The organism is Streptomyces sp. ISL-36 (assembly GCF_018614205.1).
In the GTDB taxonomy this organism is placed as follows: Bacteria; Actinomycetota; Actinomycetes; order Streptomycetales; family Streptomycetaceae; genus Streptomyces.
Map to the genome: position 1 here is coordinate 1 of NZ_JAGGOS010000038.1, position 21,108 is coordinate 21,108.

The 21,108-nt window shown below is 70.2% G+C and carries 16 protein-coding genes and 1 tRNA gene; 12 read left to right on the forward strand and 5 right to left on the reverse strand.

Annotation, left to right across the window (positions count from 1 at the left end):
• Positions 1-36: 36 nt before the first annotated feature.
• Positions 37-109: transfer RNA gene (locus J7E93_RS09630), tRNA-Thr, on the forward strand.
• Positions 110-172: 63 nt separating this feature from the next.
• On the opposite strand, the gene J7E93_RS09635 is transcribed toward J7E93_RS09630, so the two are convergent.
• Positions 173-640 carry a hypothetical protein gene (locus J7E93_RS09635; protein ID WP_215067423.1) on the reverse strand — a complete coding sequence of 156 codons (468 nt, stop codon included), beginning with the start codon at positions 638-640 and terminating at the stop codon, positions 173-175.
• A 64-nt stretch (positions 641-704) separates the two neighbouring features.
• On the opposite strand from J7E93_RS09635, the gene J7E93_RS09640 reads away from it, so the two are divergent.
• Positions 705-1,061: a MerR family transcriptional regulator gene (locus J7E93_RS09640; protein ID WP_215067425.1), complete on the forward strand. Its 357-nt coding sequence runs from the start codon at positions 705-707 to the stop codon at positions 1,059-1,061.
• A gap of 51 nt (positions 1,062-1,112) precedes the next feature.
• On the opposite strand, the gene J7E93_RS09645 is transcribed toward J7E93_RS09640, so the two are convergent.
• Positions 1,113-3,761: a SpoIIE family protein phosphatase gene (locus J7E93_RS09645; protein WP_215067427.1), complete on the reverse strand. Its 2,649-nt coding sequence runs from the start codon at positions 3,759-3,761 to the stop codon at positions 1,113-1,115.
• A gap of 268 nt (positions 3,762-4,029) precedes the next feature.
• On the opposite strand from J7E93_RS09645, the gene J7E93_RS09650 reads away from it, so the two are divergent.
• The 10 genes from J7E93_RS09650 to J7E93_RS09695 all read left to right on the forward strand — a co-directional run bounded on the left by J7E93_RS09650 (position 4,030) and on the right by J7E93_RS09695 (position 19,181).
• A complete protein-coding gene (locus J7E93_RS09650) occupies positions 4,030-9,531 on the forward strand; it encodes a HAMP domain-containing protein (RefSeq protein WP_215067429.1) in 5,502 nt (1,833 codons plus the stop codon).
• Between the two features lie 250 nt (positions 9,532-9,781).
• Positions 9,782-10,456: a two-component system response regulator gene (locus J7E93_RS09655; protein ID WP_215067431.1), complete on the forward strand. Its 675-nt coding sequence runs from the start codon at positions 9,782-9,784 to the stop codon at positions 10,454-10,456.
• A gap of 124 nt (positions 10,457-10,580) precedes the next feature.
• A complete protein-coding gene (locus J7E93_RS09660) occupies positions 10,581-13,460 on the forward strand; it encodes a DNA translocase FtsK (protein WP_215067433.1) in 2,880 nt (959 codons plus the stop codon).
• A gap of 244 nt (positions 13,461-13,704) precedes the next feature.
• Entirely contained in the window at positions 13,705-14,529 is an 825-nt protein-coding gene (locus J7E93_RS09665) for a helix-turn-helix domain-containing protein (RefSeq protein ID WP_215067435.1), read from the forward strand.
• A gap of 147 nt (positions 14,530-14,676) precedes the next feature.
• Entirely contained in the window at positions 14,677-16,176 is a 1,500-nt protein-coding gene (rimO, locus tag J7E93_RS09670; protein ID WP_215067437.1) for a 30S ribosomal protein S12 methylthiotransferase RimO, read from the forward strand.
• Entirely contained in the window at positions 16,173-17,054 is an 882-nt protein-coding gene (pgsA, locus tag J7E93_RS09675; protein ID WP_215067439.1) for a CDP-diacylglycerol--glycerol-3-phosphate 3-phosphatidyltransferase, read from the forward strand. The genes rimO and pgsA overlap by 4 nt, the downstream gene beginning before the upstream one ends.
• Positions 17,051-17,560: a CinA family protein gene (locus tag J7E93_RS09680; RefSeq protein ID WP_215067440.1), complete on the forward strand. Its 510-nt coding sequence runs from the start codon at positions 17,051-17,053 to the stop codon at positions 17,558-17,560. The genes pgsA and J7E93_RS09680 overlap by 4 nt, the downstream gene beginning before the upstream one ends.
• 109 nt (positions 17,561-17,669) lie before the next feature.
• Positions 17,670-18,053 (forward strand): helix-turn-helix domain-containing protein, encoded by a 384-nt coding sequence (locus tag J7E93_RS09685; protein ID WP_041131554.1) that lies wholly within the window; start codon positions 17,670-17,672, stop codon positions 18,051-18,053.
• 238 nt (positions 18,054-18,291) lie between these two features.
• Complete coding sequence (locus tag J7E93_RS09690) at positions 18,292-18,762, forward strand: Dps family protein (RefSeq protein ID WP_215067442.1); 471 nt, start codon at positions 18,292-18,294, stop codon at positions 18,760-18,762.
• A gap of 119 nt (positions 18,763-18,881) precedes the next feature.
• Positions 18,882-19,181 (forward strand): hypothetical protein, encoded by a 300-nt coding sequence (locus J7E93_RS09695; RefSeq protein WP_215067444.1) that lies wholly within the window; start codon positions 18,882-18,884, stop codon positions 19,179-19,181.
• Here J7E93_RS09695 and J7E93_RS09700 read toward each other — a convergent pair.
• The 3 genes from J7E93_RS09700 to J7E93_RS09710 form a co-directional block, all read right to left on the reverse strand.
• A complete protein-coding gene (locus tag J7E93_RS09700; RefSeq protein ID WP_215067446.1) occupies positions 19,129-19,893 on the reverse strand; it encodes an SDR family NAD(P)-dependent oxidoreductase in 765 nt (254 codons plus the stop codon). The two genes, J7E93_RS09695 and J7E93_RS09700, sit on opposite strands and share 53 nt — an antisense overlap.
• A gap of 32 nt (positions 19,894-19,925) precedes the next feature.
• Complete coding sequence (locus tag J7E93_RS09705; protein WP_215067448.1) at positions 19,926-20,732, reverse strand: Fpg/Nei family DNA glycosylase; 807 nt, start codon at positions 20,730-20,732, stop codon at positions 19,926-19,928.
• Between the two features lie 138 nt (positions 20,733-20,870).
• On the reverse strand, positions 20,871-21,108 hold a 238-nt coding region (locus tag J7E93_RS09710; RefSeq protein ID WP_215067450.1), incomplete at its 5' end, for an integrase core domain-containing protein.

Genomic DNA, 21,108 nt, shown 5'->3' on the forward strand with positions numbered 1-21,108 from the left:
GACCCTGTGGGAGAGTAGGACACCGCCGAACAACCCGCCCTTTTAGCTCAGTCGGTAGAGCGTCTCCATGGTAAGGAGAAGGTCAACGGTTCGATTCCGTTAAAGGGCTCAGAGAAAAGGCCCCCGCCTCATGGCGGGGGCCTTTTTGCGTTCCCGGTCAGGGGGTTCTGGGTTACCTGCCCGCAGCGCCGAGATCGGTGCGCCGAGCCGGCCGCCAGGGCGCAAGCTGGACGACGCCGAAGGCCACCTCGACCACAAGGAACAGCCACAGCCAGCGCGGGGCACCGTGGGCCAGCGCGTACGCCTGCCACGCGGCGAACAGCGTGCGCGCGACGCCGTCGAACAGACCATGCACCGGCAGCGGGTTGACGATCCGGACGAGCGCCCAGACGACCACCACCGAACCCATCAGATTCGCGTAGAGGACCTCTATCGGGTCGAGGGCCGGCAGGGCGCCCAGCCCGAGTGTGTCACCGAGCTTCGACAGCGCCTCGTGCACCAAGGCGTAGGTCCACGGGGTGGCGAATCCGGCTGTGACCACGAGGTCGTACCCGGCACTCGTGCGTACGGCGCGCAGATAGGCGGGGTGGGAAGGGGCGAAAGGACGGATCACGGCGAGGCTCCTGCTGGTCTCCTGCATGGACGCCACGACGGTAAACAGTGGAGTACCGTCCAAGGTCAAGTCCGCACTTCAGGGGAGAGCCGTGCGTATCGGAGAGCTGGCCGCGCAAGCGGGACTGAGCAGGGACACCATCCGCTTCTACGAGAAGATCGGCCTCGTCACCGGGCGGCGTCTGGCCAACGGTTATCGCGACTTCCCGCCGGAGGCAGTGCCCTGGCTGCAGTACGTCCGCACCGCGCAGACGCTCGGCTTCTCGCTGGCCGAGATCGCGCGGACCGGCGAGGAACTGCGGGACGCGCCCGACGCCGCCGAGGCGTTGTCCGCGCTGTTCGAGGAGAAGATCAAGGTCATCGATGCGCGCATGGCGCAGCTTGCCGCCCTGCGGGCCGAGCTCGACGCACGCGTCGGGACCGGGTGCCCGCTGCGGGCGGTCGGCTGAGCCGGGCGACCAGGGACGAGCAGGCCACGACCGCTCCCGAGGCCCTTGCCGTCAGTCCTGGGGGAGGGGCTCGGGGATGCGCATCGCCAGGATGGCCATGTCGTCCGAGGCGGGTTCCTGGGCGAATCGTTCGACCGCGCGGAGGATGCGGGCGGCCACGGCGCCGGCCGTGAGGCCCGTACAGGTCTTGAGGACTTCGGCCAGGCCGTCGTCGCCGAGCATGCGGGTGCCCTCACGGCGTTCCGTGACGCCGTCCGTGACACAGAGCAGGACGTCGCCGGGCTCTAGCGTGATGGTCTGCTCGTACAGCTCCAGGTCGTCCAGGACGCCCAGGAGCGGCTGCGGATCGGCGGCGGGGACGACCGTGCCGTCCTGGCGCAGGCGGAGCGGCAGGGGATGGCCGGCGCAGACGACCTTCAGGATGGCCGAGCCGTCCTCCTGCGGCCACATCTCGCCGTAGAGCAGGGTGAGGAAGCGGCTGCGGGCGCCCTCGTCGAGGATCGCCGCGTTGAGGCGCTCCAGGACCGCGGGACCGCCGAAGCCCTCGCGGGCCAGGAGGCGCAGGGCGTGGCGGGCCAGGCCCGTGACGGCCGCGGCCTCCGGGCCCGTACCGCAGACGTCGCCGATGGCGAAGCCGTAGGCGTTGTCTCGGATGGGGAAGAGGTCGTAGAAGTCGCCGCCCACCTCGTTGCCCTCGCCGGCCGCGCGGTAGATGACGTCGACCTCGACGCCGGGGATGTCGGGGAGGCCGGGAGGCAACAGGCTGCGCTGGAGGGACTGGCTGATCGCCACGCGCTCGGAGTAGAGGCGCGCGTTGTCGAGGGCGAGGGCCGCCCGGCGGGAGAGGTCCTCGGCGAGTTCCAGGATCTCCTGGCGGAAGTGGTCGTCCGAGGGCTTGCCGAGCGTCAGCATGCCGATGACCCGGTTGCGGGCGACGAGCGGCAGGACCACCGTCTCGCCGCCGACCGCGGCCGCGGTGGCGAGCGTCGAGTCGATCCCCGAGGAGAGCGGGCCGCTGCCGTGCCCCAGCTCACGCATCGAGATGGAGAGCGCGGCCCGGTGGGCGGCCTCGGCGGGCGCGGCCCAGACGCGGGCGCCAGGAGTGGGCACCGGGTCGGGTGGGGCGATGGAGGAGAGGAGGGCCTTCAGGCCGTCGATGCGGTCCTCGTCCTCGTGCAGGACGTAGGAGAGGTACGGGTCCGATGCCTGGTCGGCGATCGTGTACACGGCGCACCAGGTGGCCAGGGTGGGGACCGTCATCTGGGCCATGAGAGCCAGGGTCTGGTCGCGGTCCAGGGTGCCGGCCAGCAGGTCGGAGGCCTCGACCAGGAAGCTGAGGGAGCCGCGGCGCAGGCGTTCGAGCTCGCCGAGGCGGGCCGACTCCACGGCCAGGGCGATGCGGTCGGCGGCGAACTGGAGGCGCAGCGCCTCCTCGTTGGAGAAGCGGTTCGGGCTCTCGGCGGCGACGCCGAGCGAGCCGGTGAGCCGGCCCTCGACCTTGAGGGGGACGGTGACGACCGAGCGCATGCCGGTGCCTTCGAGGAGCGGAGCCGCCCCGGGGACGGCCGCGAGGTCCTCGTGGACGGCGGGCATACGGGCGGAGCCGTAGCGGCTGGCGCCCGTCTCGACGGGGACGCGGGCGAAGCGCTGACGGGCGGAGGGAAGGCCCGTGGTGGCCCGCACCTCCAGCTCAGTCTCGTCGTCCGTGGCGAGCAGGAGGAAGGCGGAGTCGCCGTCGAGCATGTCGCGGGCGCGCTCCACCGTGCGCTGGAGGAGGCCGTCGAGGTCGTCGGGGGCGGGGGAGCCGATGAAGAGCTCGAAGGGGTCCGCGGAGCGGCTCTCGGAGGAGTCGGAGACCGGCGTGCGCTGCGGGGTCTGCAGGACCGCGCGCTCGTACTCCCGTACCAGGAGACAGACCGTGGAGGGCTCGCCCTCGGCGTCGCGGATCCGCAGGTGCGAGGCGTAGACCGGGATGACCCGGCCGTCGGCGCAGCGGATGCCGTAGCTGCCCTCCCAGCGGGAGAGCCGGAGTGCCTCGACAAGTCCGGTGCCGATGCCGGGGGTGTGCGGCCAGGCGGCGAGATCGCCGAGAGGCTTGCCGGTGACCTGTTCGGCGGCGTACCCGAAGAGCTCCTCGGCGTCCTCGTTCCAGGCGGTGATGGCGCCGCCGCGGTCGATCTGGGCGACGGCGACGCGGACGCGGCCGTCGGCGACGGGGAGGAGGGCATCGGGGAGGACCGGGCCGGCGGCGCGGGTGCCGATCGGTCGCTCGGGCAGGTCGAGCTGGAACCAGACGTGCTTCTGGGTCGGCGTGTACTCGACACCCCAGCGGGTGGCGAGAGCGGCGCACAGGAGCAGCCCCCGGCCGTTCTCCCGGTCGGGGTGGGCGAGCGTACGGCCACCCTGGACGGGGATCTCGCGCTCGGGGTAGCGGTCGGCGACCTCGACCCGGACGCCGTCGTCGCCGCGCAGACAGAGGACCTCGGCGGTGGTGCCGGCGTGGATGACCGCGTTGGTGACGAGTTCGCTGGTGAGGACGACGGCGTCGTCGACGACCTCGGCATAGCCCCATCCCTGGAGAGTGTCCCGGACGAAGGCCCGGGCGGTCGCGACGGACCGCCCCACAGGGTCGAAACTGGCAGCCGCCCGCGCGGTGATCACAGAACTCCTCGTACGCGTCTCGACGCCCGGCTCTGCCATGGTCGGTCTGCCCCTCCCGCTGCCCGGTGCTCGTCCTCGCGCCGCCCCGCCCCCGCCGGGCGGACCGGGGCGGTTGGACAGCTGGATGCCAGGTTACTTACCTTCGCTGTCCGGGCGGATGCCGGTCACCGCAGTTTCCGTCCCCCGAGGGTGGGGACGTTATGCGAAGCTGCCGAACTGTTATGGCCTTGTTCGGCTGCGGTGAAACACTGGGCAGGCTTGTGGTGACGGCCCGAGCAGTACGGTCAACCCCTTCGGGAGGGACACGGTGGAGTCTGGCACGGCGGCGCGGCGCGGCAGCGGCAGCGGCAGCGGCACGCGGGCGAAGGGCGGACGGTCCCGGAGTGGTGGGACGGTGCAGGTGGACGCGGCGGCCATGGAGCGGTTGCTCGCCGCGCTGGTCTCGATGCGGGACGGAAACTTCCGTAAACGGTTGACCGTCTCGGGCGACGGGGTGATGGCGGAGATCTCCGCCGTCTTCAACGAGGTCGCGGCCCGGCAGATGCATCTGACCGGCGAACTGTCGCGGGTGCGCCGGGTGGTGGGGCGCGAGGGCAAGCTGTCCGAGCGCCTTGAGACCGGGGCCGGCGAGGGTGCCTGGGCGGCGGCGATCGAGGCCGCCAACGCGCTCGTGGACGACATGACGCGGCCGGTCTCCGAGGTGGGGCGGGTGCTCTCCGCGGTGGCCGAGGGCGACCTCGACCAGCGGATGGACCTGCGTTCGGACGGTCCCGACGGGATGGCCCGGCCGCTGCGCGGGGAGTTCTTGAAGGTCGCCCGGACCGTGAACAACCTCGTCGACCAGCTGTCGGCGTTCACGGACGAGGTGACGCGGGTCGCACTCGAGGTCGGTACCGAAGGCAAGCTGGGCGGTCAGGCCCAGGTGCGCGGTATGTCCGGTTCGTGGAAGGATCTCACGGATTCGGTCAACACCATGGCGTACCGGCTGACGGCGCAGGTACGTGATATCGCTCTCGTGACGACGGCGGTCGCCAACGGCGATCTGTCGCAGAAGGTCACCGCACACGTCGACGGCGAGATGCTGGAGCTGAAGAACACCGTCAACACGATGGTGGACCAGCTCTCCTCGTTCTCCTCGGAGGTGACCCGTGTCGCGCGTGAGGTGGGCACCGAGGGCGAGCTGGGCGGCCAGGCCGAGGTGGCCGGTGTCGCGGGCGTGTGGAAGGACCTGACGGACTCCGTCAACACGATGGCGGGAAATCTCACCAATCAGGTGAGGGGTATCGCCGAGGTCACCACGGCGGTCGCCAACGGTGATCTGTCGCAGAAGGTCAGGGTGAGCGCGCGCGGCGAGGTCGCGCAACTCGCCGACACCATCAACCAGATGACCGAGACGCTGCGGACGTTCGCCGACGAGGTGACCCGTGTCTCCGGCGAGGTCGGCGCGCAGGGTCTGCTCGGTGGTCAGGCACAGGTGCCGGGCGCGGCCGGGACGTGGAAGGACCTGACCGACTCCGTCAACACCGTCTTCCGGAACATCACCACGCAGGTGCGGGACATCGCCCAGGTGACGACGGCGGTGGCCAACGGTGATCTGTCGCAGAAGGTCACGGTCGACGTGGCCGGCGAGATGCTGGAGCTGAAGAACACCGTCAACACGATGGTGGACCAGCTGTCCGCGTTCGGTTCCGAGGTGACCCGGGTCGCGCGCGAGGTCGGTGTCGAGGGTCTGCTCGGCGGGCAGGCCGAGGTGCCGGGCGCGGCGGGGAAGTGGAAGGACCTGACCGACTCGGTGAACACGGCGTTCCGGAACCTGACCGGTCAGGTGCGGGACATCGCGCAGGTGACGACGGCGGTGGCCAACGGTGATCTGTCGCAGAAGGTCACCGTCGACGTCGCGGGCGAGATGCTGGAGCTGAAGAACACCGTCAACACGATGGTGTCGCAGCTGTCGTCCTTCGCCGACCAGGTGACCCGGATGGCGCGGGACGTGGGCACCGAGGGCCGCCTCGGCGGTCAGGCCCGCGTCGACGGTGTCTCCGGTACGTGGAAGGAGCTCACCGACTCCGTCAACTTCATGGCCGGCAATCTGACGTCCCAGGTGCGGCAGATCGCCCAGGTGACCACGGCCGTGGCGCGCGGTGATCTCTCGCAGAAGATCGACGTGGACGCGCGCGGCGAGATCCTGGAGCTGAAGAACACCATCAACACCATGGTGGACCAGCTCTCCGCCTTCGCCGAGCAGGTGACCCGGGTGGCCCGCGAGGTGGGCACGGACGGGCGGCTCGGCGGTCAGGCGCAGGTGCCGGGCGTCGCCGGTGTGTGGCGTGATCTGACCGACTCGGTGAACGGCATGGCCGGGAACCTCACCGCCCAGGTCCGTAACATCGCGCAGGTCGCCACCGCTGTGGCGCGCGGTGATCTCTCGCAGAAGATCGACGTGGACGCGCGCGGCGAGATCCTGGAGCTGAAGAACACCCTCAACACGATGGTGGACCAGCTCTCCAGCTTCGCGGAGCAGGTGACCCGGGTGGCCCGCGAGGTGGGCACGGAGGGAATCCTGGGCGGTCAGGCCGAGGTGCAGGGGGTCTCCGGCACCTGGAAGGACCTCACCCAGTCCGTGAACTTCATGGCGAACAACCTGACCTCCCAGGTGCGCAACATCGCCGAGGTCACGACGGCGGTCGCCAAGGGCGACCTGTCGAAGAAGATCACCGTCGACGCCAAGGGAGAGATCCTGGAGCTGGTGACGACCGTCAACACGATGGTCGACCAGCTGTCCAACTTCGCGGACGAGGTGACGCGGGTCGCCCGCGAGGTGGGCACGGAGGGCATCCTGGGCGGTCAGGCACGGGTGCGCGGCGTCACCGGCATCTGGAAGGACCTGAGCGACAACGTCAACCTGATGGCCAACAACCTGACCAGTCAGGTGCGGAACATCTCCCGGGTCTCCTCGGCGGTCGCCAACGGTGATCTGACGAAGAAGGTGACGGTCGAGGCGCGTGGCGAGGTCGCCGAGCTGGCCGACACGGTCAACACGATGGTGACGACCCTGTCGTCGTTCGCGGACGAGGTGACGCGAGTCGCCCGTGAGGTGGGTACGGAAGGGGAGCTGGGCGGCCAGGCACGGGTGCCGGGTGTCTCGGGCACCTGGAAGGACCTGACCGAGTCGGTGAACTCGATGGCGTCCAACCTGACCGGTCAGGTGCGGCAGATCGCCGCCGTCACGACCGCCATCGCGAAGGGCGACCTCACCAAGAAGATCGACATCGACGCGCGCGGTGAGATCCAGGAGCTGAAGAACACCATCAACACGATGGTCGACCAGCTGTCCTCGTTCGCCGAGGAGGTCACCCGGGTGGCCCGCGAGGTGGGTACGGAAGGCATCCTCGGTGGCCAGGCGCGGGTCCGGGACGTCGACGGCACCTGGCGGGACCTGACCGAGTCCGTGAACGAGATGGCCGGGAACCTGACCCGGCAGGTGCGTGCCATCGCGGCCGTGGCCACCGCGGTGACCCGTGGTGACCTCAACCTCAAGATCGATGGCGTGGACGCGGCGGGCGAGATCCAGGCGCTCCAGGACAACATCAACACCATGATCGCCAACCTGCGGGACACCACCCTCGCCAACGAGGAGCAGGACTGGCTCAAGGGGAACCTGGCCCGTATCTCCGGTCTGATGCAGGGCCGGCGCGACCTGGACGACGTGGCCTCGCTCATCATGAGCGAACTGACACCGGTCGTCTCCGCCCAGCACGGCGCCTTCTTCGTGGCGATGTCGACCGGCTCCTCGACCGGCAGCGCCGAACTCGGCGGGCAGCGCGAGGGCTCGTACGAGCTGCGGATGCGCGGCAGTTACGGATACTCCGCCGGGTCCATGCCCACCTCCTTCCGGCCCGGCGAGACGCTGATCGGGACCGCGGCCGAGGAGAAGCGGACGATCCAGGTCAACGTGCCGCCGGGCTATCTGAAGATCTCCTCCGGGCTCGGTGAGGCCGCCCCGGCGCATGTGATCGTGCTTCCGGTCCTCTTCGAGGGGAAGGTCCTCGGGGTGATCGAGCTGGCCTCCTTCCAGCCGTTCACCCAGATCCAGCGGGACTTCCTCAACCAGCTCGCCGAGCTGATCGCGACCACCGTCAACACCATCAGCGTCAACACCAAGACGGAGGTGCTGCTGAAGCAGTCGCAGGAGCTGACCGAGCAGTTGCGGGAGCGCTCGGCCGAGCTGGAGCACCGTCAGAAGGAGCTCCAGGGCTCGAACGCGGAGCTGGAGGAGAAGGCGGAGCTGCTCGCCCGGCAGAACCGGGACATCGAGGTGAAGAACACCGAGATCGAGGAGGCCCGGCAGGTCCTGGAGGAGCGCGCCGAACAGCTCGCCGTCTCCATGCGGTACAAGTCCGAGTTCCTGGCCAACATGTCGCACGAGCTGCGCACCCCGCTCAACTCGCTGCTGATCCTGGCCAAGCTGCTCGCCGACAACGCGGACGCCAACCTCTCGCCCAAGCAGGTCGAGTTCGCCGAGACGATCCACGGGGCCGGCTCGGACCTTCTCCAGCTGATCAACGACATCCTCGACCTGTCGAAGGTCGAGGCGGGGAAGATGGACGTCTCCCCGACCCGGATCGCGCTGGTGCAGCTCGTCGACTACGTCGAGGCGACGTTCCGGCCGCTGACCGCGGAGAAGGGTCTCGACTTCTCGGTCCGGGTCTCGCCCGAACTGCCCGCCACGCTGCACACCGACGAGCAGCGGCTGCTGCAGGTGCTGCGCAATCTGCTGTCCAACGCGGTGAAGTTCACCGACTCGGGCGCGGTGGAGCTGGTGATCCGGCCGGCCGGGACGGACGTACCGCAGTCGATCCGCGAACAGCTCCTGGAGGCCGGTTCGCTGCGGGATCCGGAGGCCGATCTGATCGCGTTCTCGGTGACGGACACCGGTATCGGCATCGCGGCCGGCAAGATGCGGGTGATCTTCGAGGCGTTCAAGCAGGCGGACGGGACGACCAGCCGGAAGTACGGCGGTACGGGCCTGGGCCTCTCGATCAGCCGGGAGATCGCGCGACTCCTCGGCGGTGAGATCTACGCGGCGAGCGAGCCGGGCCGCGGCTCGACCTTCACGCTCTATCTGCCGATGAGCCCCAGCGAGCTGCCGCCGCAGGGGTACGGGCAGGGCGTGCCGGGGCCGAACGATCTGCAGTCGGGTGGGGAGGAGAGCTCGTTCGACGGGGTCTCGCACTTCACGCCGGCGCCTCTGTCGGCCGATATGCGCTCGGGTGCGGGCGCTCTCTTCCGGCACCGGCGGAGGGCGGCTCAGGCCGGTCTGGACGGGCGGCCCGCGCTGCCCGGGCAGCCCGGCCGCCAGGGGCAGAGCGAGCAGCAGGCGGCGGAGGAAGAGCGGATGGAGTCGGAGCCGCGCCGCACGTACTCCTTCGGTGGAGAGAAGGTGCTGATCGTCGACGACGACATCCGCAACGTCTTCGCCCTCACGAGCGTCCTGGAACAGCACGGGCTCGCGGTGCTGTACGCGGAGAACGGCCGCGAGGGCATCGAAGTGCTGGAGCAGCACGACGATGTGACGATCGTCCTGATGGACATCATGATGCCCGAGATGGACGGATACGCGACCACGACAGCGATCCGGCGGATGCCGCAGTTCGCCGGGCTGCCGATCATCGCGCTCACGGCCAAGGCGATGAAGGGCGACCGGGAGAAGGCGATCGAGTCGGGCGCCTCCGACTACGTCACCAAGCCGGTCGACCCCGATCACCTGCTGTCGGTGATGGAGGAGTGGATGCGCGGAAACGGACGCTGAGCTTGCTGACGCACTGTCGCCACGGGCGTGTGAGAGGCCGGTATTCGGGGAACCTTCTGGTCTCTCACCACGTTTCTGCTACGTGCACAGTGACATCGTGGTGACAGGGTGTGGCGACAGGCGGGGTGCGGCTACCATGACCGGCACAAGGACGGACGGCGCATGGGAGTCGTCTTCTGGGGCGGCGCCCGGTGCTTCCCCCGGCTCGGCGAGTCGGGGAGAGCCGATGCCGGGGCGAGGAGGACGGGGCATGGTGCAGAAGGCCAAGATCCTCCTGGTCGATGACCGGCCGGAGAATCTGCTGGCGCTGGAGGCCATTCTCTCCGCGCTCGATCAGACACTGGTGCGGGCATCGTCAGGGGAGGAAGCACTCAAGGCGTTGCTGACCGACGACTTCGCGGTCATCCTGCTCGACGTCCAGATGCCCGGGATGGACGGATTCGAGACGGCCGCGCACATCAAGCGGCGGGAGCGGACCCGGGACATTCCGATCATCTTCCTCACCGCCATCAATCACGGTCCCCACCACACCTTCCGTGGCTATGCGGCGGGAGCGGTCGACTACATCTCCAAGCCGTTCGACCCGTGGGTGCTGCGCGCCAAGGTCTCCGTCTTCGTCGAGCTGTACATGAAGAACTGCCAGCTGCGTGAGCAGGCGGCACTGCTCCGGCTCCAGCTGGAGGGCGGCGGACACGGCGGCCACGCCAAGGAGTCCGCCGGGCTGCTCGCCGAGCTCTCCGCCCGCCTCGCCGCGGTCGAGGAGCAGGCGGAGGCGCTCTCCAAGCAGCTCGACGACGACTCGGCCGACGCCGCGGCCGTGGCCACCGCCGCCCATCTGGAGCGCAAGCTCACCGGGTTGCGACGGGCCCTCGACGCGCTGGAGCCGGGCGCCGGCGGTCCGTCCGCGCTTCCCTCGCAAAGCTGACATATCGTCAATTTCCGGCGCCCGTGGTGAACGGGCGTCAGTTTCACGCCTCACAGGGGCGACACGAACGGGTGAGGCAGGGCGCGCACGTTTTACCGCGCCTCACACCGGTAACCTCAGCATCATGGCCTCACGTACGTCCGGCAAAGGTTCCCAGGGCACGGCGGGCACCGCGAAGCCGCGCGCCGGCCGTACGACTGGCGCTGCGAAGAAGGCGGCGCCCGCCAAGTCCGTCGCGAAATCGCCCGCCAAGCCGCCCGCGAAGAGGACCGCGGCCAAGAAGGCCGCGCCCGCGAAGCGCGCTCCGGCGAAGAAGACCGCGGCGAAGAAGGCGGCGCCCAGGCCCGCTCCGTCCCCGACCGGGGGTGTGTACCGGCTCGCCCGAGGGCTCTGGCTCGGCCTCGCGCACGGCGTCGGGGCCATGTTCCGGGGGATAGGGCGGGGAGCCAAGGGCCTCGACCCCGCCCACCGCAAGGACGGCATGGCGCTGCTGCTGCTCGGCGTCGCGCTGATCGTCGCCGCCGGAACCTGGTCCAACCTGCGCGGCCCGGTCGGCGACCTCGTGGAGATGCTCGTCACCGGCGCCTTCGGGCGGCTCGACCTGTTGGTGCCGCTGCTGCTCGGCGCGATCGGCATCCGGCTGATCCTCTATCCGGAGAAGCCCGAGGCCAACGGCCGGATCGTCATCGGCCTGTCCGCCCTCGTCATCGGCGTGCTCGGACAGGTCCACATCGCCTGCGGCTCGCCCGGGCGGGGCGAGGGCACCAAGGCGATGCAGGACGCGGGCGGCCTCATCGGCTGGGCCGCGTCCAAGCCGATGATCTTCATGATGGGCGAGGTGCTCGCCGTACCGCTCCTCGTCCTGCTCACCGTCTTCGGGCTGCTCGTCGTCACCGCGACCCCCGTCAACGCCATCCCGCAGCGGCTGCGCGCACTCGGCGCCCGGCTCGGCCTCGTCGAGCCCGCCTACGACCCGGAGTTCGTGGACGAGGACGAGATGTACGACGGAGCCTGGCGCGAGGCGGCCCCGGCACGGGCCCGGCGCAGGGCTCCCGGGCGCGAGGAGGTGTACGACGCCGACCGGGCCGAGGAGGAGGCGCTCGTCCGCCGCAGGCGCCCGCGGCGCCCCTCCGCGCAGCCGGCCTTCGACCGGCCCCTGGACGCCGTGGACGTCGCCGCGGCCGCTGCCGCCGCCCTCGACGGGGCCGTGCTCAACGGCATGCCGCCCTCCCCGCTGGTCGCCGACCTGACCCGGGACGTCTCCGCCGAGCGGGCCGCCGCGGTGGCCGCCGGCGACGCGGACGCCCCCGCTCCCTCCGTCCCTCCCGCCCCCTCCGTACCTCCGTCCGCTCCCGTGCCCACCGCCCGGGGCGCGGAGGACGGGCGCCGGCCCGGAGCCGTCCCGGATCTGACCAAGCCCGCCCCCCAGCACACCGAGCTGCCGCCCCGCGCGGAGCAGCTGCAGCTCTCCGGCGACATCACCTACGCCCTGCCGTCGATGGACCTCCTGGAGCGGGGCGGTCCCGGCAAGACCCGCAGCGCCGCCAACGACGCCGTGGTGGAGTCGCTCACCACCGTCTTCAGCGAGTTCAAGGTCGACGCGGCCGTCACCGGCTTCACCCGCGGGCCGACGGTCACCCGGTACGAGGTCGAGCTCGGCCCCGCCGTGAAGGTCGAGAAGATCACGGCCCTGACCAAGAACATCGCCTACGCCGTGGCCTCCCCGGACGTACGGATCATCTCGCCGATCCCGGGCAAGTCCGCCGTCGGCATCGAGATCCCGAACAGCGACCGGGAGATGGTCAACCTCGGCGACGTGCTGCGGCTGGCGGACGCGGCGGGCGACGACCATCCGATGCTCGTGGCGCTCGGCAAGGACGTCGAGGGCGGCTATGTGATGGCCAACCTGGCGAAGATGCCGCACATCCTGGTGGCCGGTGCCACCGGCTCCGGAAAGTCCTCGTGCATCAACTGCCTGATCACCTCGGTGATGATAAGAGCCACCCCCGAGGACGTCCGGATGGTCCTGGTCGACCCCAAGCGGGTCGAGCTCACCGCGTACGAGGGCATCCCGCACCTGATCACCCCGATCATCACCAACCCCAAGCGGGCCGCCGAGGCGCTGCAGTGGGTGGTGCGCGAGATGGACCTGCGCTACGACGACCTGGCGGCCTTCGGCTTCCGGCACATCGACGACTTCAACGAGGCCATCCGCCAGGGCAAGGTCAAGCTGCCCGAGGGCAGCGAGCGCGAGCTCAAGACCTACCCGTACCTGCTGGTCATCGTGGACGAGCTCGCCGACCTCATGATGGTCGCGCCCCGGGACGTCGAGGACGCGATCGTCCGCATCACCCAGCTGGCGCGCGCGGCCGGCATCCACCTCGTGCTCGCCACCCAGCGGCCCTCCGTGGACGTCGTCACCGGTCTGATCAAGGCGAACGTGCCCTCGCGGCTCGCGTTCGCGACCTCCTCGCTCGCCGACAGCCGGGTCATCCTGGACCAGCCGGGCGCGGAGAAGCTCATCGGAAAGGGTGACGGTCTGTTCCTGCCGATGGGTGCGAACAAGCCCATCCGTATGCAGGGCGCGTTCGTCACCGAGGCCGAGGTCGCCACCGTCGTCCAGCACTGCAAGGACCAGATGGCGCCGGTCTTCCGGGACGACGTCACGGTCGGCACGAAGCAGAAGAAGGAGATCGACGAGGACATCGGCGACGACCTCGACCTGCTCTGCCAGGCCGCCGAGCTGGTCGTCTCCACCCAGTTCGGCTCCACGTCGATGCTCCAGCGCAAGCTGCGCGTCGGCTTCGCCAAGGCCGGGCGGCTGATGGACCTGATGGAGTCGCGGAACATCGTCGGGCCGAGCGAGGGCTCCAAGGCGCGGGACGTGCTCGTCAAGCCGGATGAGCTGGACGGGGTACTGGCGGTGATCCGTGGGGAGTCCGGGGACTTCGGTGACCCGGGGAAGTCCGGGGAGTTCGGGGCGTCCGGGGGGCCCGGGGCGTGAGGGGGCGGCGTGAGGAGGTCAGGGGCCATAGGGGTCCCTGGCCGGAACGAGACCTGGCCGAGACTCACTCGTAAGGGAACACGGGGCAACCGTTTCCCTTGGGCATACGTCAAGTTGGAGGGAGGGACAGAACGATGTCCCAGCCTCATGGCGTACAAACCGCGTCCGCCCGGTTGCCCCACCCTTTCGTACCACCCATAGACTGAACGTCCAGCAGGTGGTTACACGCTCGAAAGGCGCTCTCGTGTCCATCGGCAACTCCCCCGAAGACGACCCGAACGTCCCGGCAGACGACCGGGATTCGATCGGCCGTGTCCTCCAGCAGGCCCGCATCGCGTCCGGTCTCACTGTCGAAGAGGTCAGTGCGTCCACCCGGGTCCGGGTCCCGATCGTCCATGCGATCGAGGAGGACGACTTCTCACGCTGCGGCGGCGACGTCTACGCGCGCGGTCACATCCGCACGCTCGCGCGCGCCGTCGGGCTCGATCCCGCGCCACTCGTCGAGCAGTACGACGCCGCGCACGGCGGCCGGCCCTCGCCCACCCCCGCCGCGCCGCTCTTCGAGGCGGAACGCATCCGCCCCGAACCGCGCCGCCCCAACTGGACCGCCGCCATGGTCGCCGCGATCGTCGCCGTGGTCGGCTTCGTCGGCTTCTCGATGTTCAACGGGAACGACGTGCGGGGCGGGACCGGAACCGTGGCGGAGGGGCCCGCTCCGGAGAAGAAGACGACCACCCCCAAGCCGAAGGCCACCAAGACGACCGACAAGCCGGTGCCCACCGAGAGCGCCATCGCGGCGGTCCCGAAGGACAAGGTCACGGTCAAGATGACGGCGATCGACGACAAGAGCTGGATCTCGGCCAAGGCGCACGACGGCAAGCTGCTCTTCGACGGACTGCTGCTCAAGGGCGACTCCAAGACCTTCCAGGACGACGAGCGCATCGACCTGATCCTCGGCAACGCCGGAGCGATCGAGCTCTACGTGAACGGCAGGAAGATCGACGACAGGTTCCAGGCCGGCCAGGTCGAGCGGCTCACCTACACCAAGGGCGACCCCGCGGCCGGATGATCGGCCCGGTCGGCCCGGTCGTGGCCGTCGGCCCGGTGGGAGGGTCGTGCTGGTGGCGCGGGTCGTCCCGGTCGCTCCGCCGGGAGCCGTCGCGCAGGTGAACCCTGCGCGGCGGGGGCGCGGCCAGGACAAAGTAGTCTTGAGTCCATGCCCGAACGCCGTACCGTCGCCCTTGTCACTCTTGGCTGCGCCCGTAACGAGGTGGACTCGGAGGAGCTCGCAGGCCGCTTGGCAGCGGACGGCTGGGAGCTCGTCGAGAACGCCCAGGACGCCGATGTCGCCGTCGTCAACACCTGTGGATTCGTCGAGGCCGCCAAGAAGGACTCCGTCGACGCCCTCCTCGAAGCCAATGATCTGAAGGATCACGGCAAGACCCAGGCCGTCGTCGCGGTCGGCTGCATGGCCGAGCGATACGGCAAGGAGCTCGCCGAGGCCCTTCCCGAAGCCGACGGCGTGCTCGGCTTCGACGACTACGCCGACATCTCCGACCGCCTGCAGACCATCCTCAGCGGGGGCAGTGTGGAGGCCCACACCCCCCGTGACCGACGCAAGCTGCTGCCGCTGTCGCCGGTGGAACGGCAGCAGGCCGCCGCCGGAGTGGCCCTGCCGGGTCATGGTGCCGCGGAGGCCCCCGCGGCCCCCGAGAACGTGCCGAGCGACCTCCCGGAGGGCCTGGCGCCCGCCTCCGGGCCGCGTGCGCCGCTGCGCCGCCGGCTCGACACCAGCCCCGTCGCCTCCGTGAAGCTGGCCTCCGGCTGCGACCGCCGGTGTTCCTTCTGCGCCATCCCGTCCTTCCGCGGCTCCTTCGTCTCGCGGCGTCCCTCCGACGTCCTCGGCGAGACGCGCTGGCTCGCCGAGCAGGGCGTGAAGGAGGTCATGCTGGTCTCCGAGAACAACACCTCCTACGGCAAGGACCTCGGCGACATCCGCCTCCTGGAGACGCTCCTCCCCGAGCTGGCCGCCGTCGACGGCATCGAGCGGGTCCGGGTGAGCTACCTGCAGCCCGCGGAGATGCGGCCGGGCCTGATCGACGTACTGACCTCGACCGAGAAGGTCGCCCCGTACTTCGACCTGTCCTTCCAGCACAGCGCCCCGGACGTGCTGCGTGCCATGCGCCGCTTCGGCGACACCGACCGCTTCCTGGAGCTCCTGGAGACGATCCGCTCCAAGGCCCCGCAGGCCGGTGCCCGGTCCAACTTCATCGTCGGCTTCCCCGGCGAGACCGAGGCGGACTTCGCCGAGCTGGAACGCTTCATCACCCACGCGCGCCTCGACGCCATCGGTGTCTTCGGCTACTCCGACGAGGACGGCACGGAAGCCGCCACGTACGAGCACAAGCTCGACCAGGAGGTCGTGGACGAGCGGCTCGCCCACCTCTCGCGGCTCGCCGAGGAGCTCACCGCCCAGCGCGCGGAGGAGCGGATCGGAGAGACCCTGGAAGTACTCGTCGAATCCATCGACGAGGAGGACGGCGTGATCGGTCGCGCGGCCCACCAGGCTCCGGAGACGGACGGCCAGGTGGTCCTCACCACGGACTCCGCGGCGAGCCTGTATCTGGCTCCCGGCCGTATGGTCATGGCGAAGGTCGTGGGAACGGAAGGCGTCGACCTGGTGGCCGAGTGTCTTTTTGAGGAGGCGGGCAGATGACCGGAGCCCCGGCATCCGCGACGGGCGGGACCGGTAGGCCTGCGCCCGGCGGAAAGCTGGGCGCGGCGGCCGTCAACCAGGCCAGCCTGTGGAACATCGCCAACATCCTCACCATGATCCGGCTGGTGCTCGTGCCCGGCTTCGTGGTGCTGCTGCTGCAGGACGGTGGGCACGACCCGGTCTGGCGTGCCTGGGCGTGGGCCGCGTTCGCCGTCGCCATGATCACGGACGTCTTCGACGGCCATCTGGCCCGGGCGTACAACCTGGTCACCGATTTCGGGAAGATCGCCGATCCGATCGCCGACAAGGCGATCATGGCGGCGGGCCTGATCTGTCTGTCCTCGCTGGGTGACCTGCCCTGGTGGGTGACGATCGTGATCCTCGCGCGTGAGCTGGGGATCACGCTGATGCGGTTCTGGGTGATCCGGCACGGGGTGATTCCGGCCAGCCGCGGCGGCAAGATGAAGACGCTGGCGCAGGGCACGGCCGTCGGGATGTACGTGCTCGTGCTCACCGGTCCACTCGCCACCTTGCGCTTCTGGGTGATGGTGGTCGCCGTCGTGCTGACGGTCGTCACCGGCCTGGACTACGTGCGGCAGGCGATCGTGCTGCGGCGCATGGGCTTGGCGGAGGAGCGGGCCGCCGAGGCGGGCGGCGAGGCGGTGCCGGGCGGGTCCGTGCCCGGCGAGGCGGTGCCGGGCGGGTCCGTGCCCTGCGAGGCAATGCCGGGGGAGTCCGTCCCCCGTGAGGCGGTGCCGGGCGAGTCCGTGCCGGGGGAGTCCGTGCCGGGACCGGCGGTGGAGCCGGGTGCGGCCACGAGGCCGGCGGGATCGGCCGGGCCGGCGGGGCCTGCGGGATCGGCGGGGTCGCGCCGATGAAGGAAGCCGCCCGCGTACTGGAACTGCTCGTGGAGCACGGTCACACCGTGGCCGCCGCGGAGTCCCTCACGGGCGGTCTGGTGGCCGTGGAGCTGACGGCGGCTCCTGGAGCCTCGAAAGGCTTCCGCGGGTCCGTCACGGCGTACGCAACGGCCCTCAAGGAGGAACTCCTGGGGGTCGACGGGACCCTACTGGCGGAGCGCGGCGCGGTGGATCCGGAGGTCGCGCTGCAGATGGCGGCGGGAGTACGCCATCGGCTCAGCGCCGACTGGGGGGTCGCGACGACCGGGGTCGCCGGTCCGGAACCGCAGGACGGGCAGCCGGTCGGAACCGTGTACGTGGCCGTGGCGGGGCCCGTCGGAGCGGGGAAAGTGGCCGCATTGCGGTTGAACGGCGACCGTGCGGAAATCCGTAGAGAGAGTGTACGCAGAGTGCTGGAGCTGCTCGGCGACGAACTCTCGGGAAATGCGCGGGCACAGGATACGGAACAGAACGGGGGGAATTGATGTTTGCAGCCCTGAGTGAACACGACATCGCTCCCCGCACGGCCGCAGCGCAAGGCGGTACGGTGGGGCGTGAAGGATGCGGCTACGCGGTCCGAGGAGGGAGCCACCGATGATTCTGCTCCGTCGCCTGTTGGGTGACGTGCTGCGTCGGCAGCGCCAGCGCCAGGGCCGTACTCTGCGCGAAGTCTCCTCGTCCGCCCGAGTTTCGCTCGGCTATCTCTCCGAGGTGGAGCGGGGGCAGAAGGAGGCTTCCTCCGAGCTGCTCTCCGCGATCTGCGACGCGCTTGACGTACGGATGTCCGAGCTCATGCGTGAAGTGAGCGACGAGCTGTCACTGGCCGAACTGGCCGAGTCGGCAGCGGCGAGCGAACCGGTGCCGACGCCGGTACGCCCGATGCTCAATTCGGTGTCGGTGACGTCGGTGGCCGGTGTGCCTACCGAGCGGGTGACCATCAAGGCGCCCGCGGAAGCGGTGGACGTCGTCGCTGCCTGACCCGACGTGAAGTGGCGAAAGCCCCGGTCGGTGTCCCACATGGGGCGCCGACCGGGGCTTTCGCGTTGTCAGGTGCCGTGCGGGTGAGCGCGGATGGTTCAGGTGCATGGGCGAATGGTTCGGGTGTATCGCGGGTGAATTGCGGGGCTCGGTCGGGTACGCGTGGCTGCGTTTGGGATGCCCGATTCGGGTGATGCGTGCCATGGTGGGAAAACGTACGACTGGTTGGAGAACACGCATGTCCGTCGTGAAGAGCTCGCTGTCCGAAACCGACCTGAAGACGGTCGGCAACGCCTTGCAGGGTGCGCTGGTCGATCTGGTCGACCTCGGCCTGGTCGCCAAGCAGGTCCACTGGAACGTGGTCGGACCCCGCTTCCGTTCGGTCCATCTCCAGCTCGACGAGGTCGTGGTCACCGCGCGTCAGCATTCCGACGTGGTGGCCGAGCGCGCCTCGGCGATGGGCGTCAACCCGGACGGCCGGGCCGCTTCGGTGGCTTCCGGCAGCGCGATCGGTGAGGTCCCCTCGGGCTGGATCAAGGACACGGACGCCGTGAAGATCCTGGTCGACGCTCTGGGCGCGGTGATCGCGCGGATGCGGGAGCGGATCGAGGCCACGGACGAGCCGGACCCGATCACCCAGGACATTCTGATCGGTCTCACCGCCGACCTCGAGAAGCACGCGTGGATGTTCCAGGCGGAGAGCGCCTAGCCGTGCGCCCGGACGTGGCCGCAGCAGCCGGTCCGTGCCTTGCGTGCGCCGGGCCTGCCTCCCGTGCGCCCTCCCGCCGGGTGATACGGCCGGTCTAGCGTCGACCGCAGGAGGCGGCCATGGTACGGCGACGGGTTCCGCTGGTGACGCTCGCGGTGATAGCGGGCGGGCTGGCGGTCGGCGGGCTGTGGTGGTGGGCGGTGCTGCGACTGGTGCTGGTCCCGGAGCAGTCCGGGCTGGTGGAGGGGGCGGTCGCGGCCGGCGGCTGGGGGCTGAGTCTGCTGCCGGTGCACGTGACGGCGCCCGCCGCCGCGGGCGGCCGGACGCGCGCCGGCCGGGCCATGGAGGGCGCAGGGGGAACGCGGGTCACCACGGCATCGCGACCCCGCCGTTCGGGCGGAGGATCTGGCCCGTCGTGAACGACGAGGCGTCGGAGGTGAGGTGGAGCACCGCGTGCGCGATGTCCTTCGGCTCGCCGACCCGGCCCAGGGGGGAGTGCCGGGCCATGGCCGTCTCCGCCTGCTCCTGGGCGGCGGGCTCGTGACGGTCGGTCATGGGCGTACGGATCCAGCCCGGTGCGATCGCGTTGACCCGGATGCCGTGCCGGCCCACCTCGGTGGCCAGGGTCTTGGTCAGCTGGACGACTGCGGCCTTGGTGACGCTGTAACAGAGCAGCCCCGGGCTCGCGGTGTCCATCGCGCCCGAGGCCATGGTGACGATGGAGCCACGGGTTTCGGTCGCGATCATCGAACGGGCCGCCTCCTGGCAGGAGTGCAGCACTCCTTTGAAGTTGACCGCGAGGACGCGGTCGAGATCCTCTTCACGGGTCTCCAGGACGGTGCTCGTGTGCATGATGCCGGCGATCGCGGCCATGGCGTGCAGAGGGCCCGCGCTGCGGACCGCCGCCGCGAGAGCGGGCCGGTCGGTGACGTCCAAGGGGTGGAGATGCGCGGTCCCGCCGTGCTGGGCCACAAGAGCCGCGGTCTCCCGGAGGCCCGCTTCGTCGAGGTCCGCGCAGTGCACGGTGGCGCCCGCCTCCGCGAGGAGCGCGGCGGTCGCCCGGCCGATGCCGCTCGCGGCGCCCGTGACGAAGACGGTGCGGCCGGTGAGGTCGTACGCGCTGAGGGACATGAGCGGACCGTACGACCGTATCTGACGGCCCGTCAATCAGCTGGTGCGGGTGGGTCCGAGGGACCTTTCTGGCAGCCGGGGCACCAGTAGGTGACGCGGTCGCCGAGTTCCGCCTTGCGGATGGGAGCGCCGCAGCGTGGGCAGGGGCGCTGCTCGCGGCCGTAGACGTAGAGACGCTCCCGGCTGCGGGGGTTCGTGGTGGTCCGGCGGTCGGGGCGGTCCTTGTTCTCGTCGAGGAGGCGGTGGGCGGTGGCGACGAGGCGCTCGGGAACGCCGGGGGCGAGCTCGCCGACGGGGAGCCAGGGGGTGACGGCAGCGAGGAAGGCCAGCTCCGACTTGTAGACGTTTCCGATGCCCGCCAGATTGCGCTGGTCGAGGAGGGCCTCGCCGAGTGTGCGGGAGGGGTCGGCGGTGAGTCTGCGGACCGCTTCCGCCGGGTCCCAGTCGGGGCCGAGGAGGTCCGGTCCGAGATGGCCTACGACCTTGTGCTCGTCGGTGGTGCGGATCAGTTCGAGGACGGGGAGGCGATAGCCGACGGCCGTTCGGTCGGGGGTGCCGAGGATCGCCCGGATCTGGTGGTCGGGACCGCCGCGCCAGCGCTCCCCGGTGGCGTACACCTGCCACGCCCCCTCCATCCGCAGATGCGAGTGGAGGGTGAGGCCGCCGTCGAACCGGGTGAGGAGGTGCTTTCCGCGAGGGGTCACATCCAGGACCGCATGCCCGGTGAGATCCGCGGTGGCGAACCGGGGCACACGCAGATCGCACCGGGTCAGGACGCGTCCGGCCAGGGCGGAGTGCAGTCGGTGGGCGGTACGCCAGACGGTGTCTCCTTCGGGCATGGCTCCATGATGCGGGACGGGGGGCGGCGGGCGGGGGAGATGGGACGCGAGAGGTGGGACGGGGGCCAAGGGGGGCGGGGGTGACGGGGCTGACGGTCGACATGGCTCGCGTCCCGCTCGCGGCCCCGGGACGGTGCCCTAGGTGTATTGCCCTGTGAGGTTGGGGACGCGGCTGGCGGGTGTTTTGCCTGCGAGTGCGGTGTGTCCGCGGTGGTGATTGTAGGTGTGCAGCCAGCCGGGGTAGGCGTCGCGTCGTTCCTGTTCTGAGCGGTAGGGCTTTGCGTAGGCCCATTCGTCGAGGAGGGTGCGGTTGAGGCGTTCGACCTTGCCGTTGGTCTGGGGGCGGTAGGGCCGGGTTCGCTTGTGTGTGATCCCG

Bases quoted from the DNA above. Each gene is read 5' to 3' on its own strand.
- J7E93_RS09680 (WP_215067440.1), top strand. From the start codon at position 17,051: ATGAAGGAAGCCGCCCGCGTACTGGAACTGCTCGTGGAGCACGGTCAC.
- rimO (WP_215067437.1), top strand. From the start codon at position 14,677: ATGCCCGAACGCCGTACCGTCGCCCTTGTCACTCTTGGCTGCGCCCGT.
- J7E93_RS09690 (WP_215067442.1), top strand. From the start codon at position 18,292: ATGTCCGTCGTGAAGAGCTCGCTGTCCGAAACCGACCTGAAGACGGTC.
- J7E93_RS09655 (WP_215067431.1), top strand. From the start codon at position 9,782: ATGGTGCAGAAGGCCAAGATCCTCCTGGTCGATGACCGGCCGGAGAAT.
- J7E93_RS09635 (WP_215067423.1), bottom strand. From the start codon at position 640: ATGCAGGAGACCAGCAGGAGCCTCGCCGTGATCCGTCCTTTCGCCCCT.
- pgsA (WP_215067439.1), top strand. From the start codon at position 16,173: ATGACCGGAGCCCCGGCATCCGCGACGGGCGGGACCGGTAGGCCTGCG.
- J7E93_RS09700 (WP_215067446.1), bottom strand. From the start codon at position 19,893: ATGTCCCTCAGCGCGTACGACCTCACCGGCCGCACCGTCTTCGTCACG.
- J7E93_RS09660 (WP_215067433.1), top strand. From the start codon at position 10,581: ATGGCCTCACGTACGTCCGGCAAAGGTTCCCAGGGCACGGCGGGCACC.
- J7E93_RS09645 (WP_215067427.1), bottom strand. From the start codon at position 3,761: ATGGCAGAGCCGGGCGTCGAGACGCGTACGAGGAGTTCTGTGATCACC.
- J7E93_RS09705 (WP_215067448.1), bottom strand. From the start codon at position 20,732: ATGCCCGAAGGAGACACCGTCTGGCGTACCGCCCACCGACTGCACTCC.
- J7E93_RS09685 (WP_041131554.1), top strand. From the start codon at position 17,670: ATGATTCTGCTCCGTCGCCTGTTGGGTGACGTGCTGCGTCGGCAGCGC.
- J7E93_RS09695 (WP_215067444.1), top strand. From the start codon at position 18,882: ATGGTACGGCGACGGGTTCCGCTGGTGACGCTCGCGGTGATAGCGGGC.